Source organism: Ruminococcus callidus ATCC 27760 (assembly GCF_000468015.1).
In the GTDB taxonomy this organism is placed as follows: domain Bacteria; phylum Bacillota; class Clostridia; order Oscillospirales; family Ruminococcaceae; genus Ruminococcus_C; species Ruminococcus_C callidus.
The window spans coordinates 1-1618 of record NZ_KI260359.1; the positions used below are offsets into that span (position 1 = coordinate 1).

Below are 1618 nucleotides of genomic sequence, written 5' to 3' on the forward strand. Positions count from 1 at the left end.
GTCGCCAGACGCTCTTTGTGCGGTATTGCCCTATATCAAAGTTTACTGCAAGCCTGCCAGTGTTGCAAACTGTGCTTTCAGTGCCGGATAGATCTCCCGATACAGCTGGTAGTAGGATTCATATACCGGAACATTTTCTGCCTGCGGGTTCTGTGTCTTGTCGGTCTTGACAATGGCATCGCATGCTTCCGGCACACTGCCATAAATGCCGGCACCCACAGAAGCCAGAATTGCCACGCCCAAAGACGGCCCTTCCTTGGAAGCCACAGTCTTGACCGGACAATTGTACAGGTCAGCCAGCATGCTCCGCCACAGCGGAGAAGTACCGCCGCCGCCGCATGCCATCATATCGTCTACGGAGATGCCCATTTCGCGGAACACTTCCACGCAGTCCCGCAGAGAATACGTTACGCCCTCCAGCACAGCACGGAGCATATCCCGCTTGGTGTGCATTGCGGACAGTCCAAAGAAAACCCCGCGGGCGTTGGGATCCAGATGCGGTGTCCGTTCACCCATGAGGTACGGCAGATACAACAGACGGTTTGCCCCTACCGGCACCTGCTCGGCTTCCTTGTCCATGAGGTAATATTCGTCCACGCCCATGAGAGAAGCGGTCTGCTTTTCTGCGGCACAGAAGTTGTCACGGAACCACTTCAGCGACAGACCGGCACCCTGTGTCACACCCATAACGTGCCAGCTGTTGGGAACGGCTGCACAGCAGGTGTGTACTCTACCCTTTGTGTCCATTGCCATAGAAGAAGTATGGGCAAATACCACGCCGGAGGTACCGATCGTGGTAAACGCCTTGCCGTCCCTGACAACGCCGGTACCTACCGCAGCGGCAGCGTTATCGCCTGCACCGCCGACTACAACCGTGCCCTCGCACAGTCCCAGTGTGTCTGCCATTTCGCGGGTCAGCGTTCCGGTCACTTCGCAGGACTCGTGCACCTTGCCCAGCAGATCCTTGTCGATCTGAAGCAGGTGCAGCAGTTCGTCCGACCAGCAGCGGTTGGCGATGTCCAGCAGCTGCATGCCGGAAGCATCGGAAACTTCGGTGGCATACTCGCCGGTGAGGATCAGACGCAGATAGTCCTTCGGCAGGAGAATGTGCCGGCACTTTTCGTATACGTCCGGTTCGTTGTTCCGTACCCACAGGATCTTTGCGGCAGTCCAGCCGGTCAGTGCCGGATTGGCAGTGATCTCCATCAGCTTTTCCCGACCGACAACACGGTTCATTTCCTCGACCTCTGCGGCGGTACGCTGGTCGCACCAGATAATCGACTTCCGCAGAACCTGATTTTCCTTGTCCAGCATGACCAGACCGTGCATCTGTCCGGAAATGCCAATGCCCTTGATCTCCTCTTTCGCCACACCGCTTTTGGTGACAACGGTCTGAATGGTTCGGATCATTGCAGCTTTCCAGTCTGCCGGATCCTGTTCTGCGTAGCCGTTTTTCGGCTGATACATGGGATATTCTACCGTCGCACTTGCCATAACGGTGCCGTCTTCCCGAAACAGTACAGTTTTGGTACCGCTGGTACCGCAGTCCACGCCAATTACATAAGCCATAGTTGTAATTCCTTTCCATAGGGCAATACCGCACAAAGAGCGTCTGGCG

At 56.1% G+C, this 1618-nt stretch carries 1 protein-coding gene; it reads right to left on the reverse strand.

Going from position 1 to position 1618, the window contains the following annotated elements; all coding sequences use genetic code 11:
- Positions 1-42 precede the first annotated feature (42 nt).
- Positions 43-1569: a xylulokinase gene (gene xylB, locus RUMCAL_RS05435; RefSeq protein ID WP_021681617.1), complete on the reverse strand. Its 1527-nt coding sequence runs from the start codon at positions 1567-1569 to the stop codon at positions 43-45.
- Between the last annotated feature and the right edge of the window lie 49 nt (positions 1570-1618).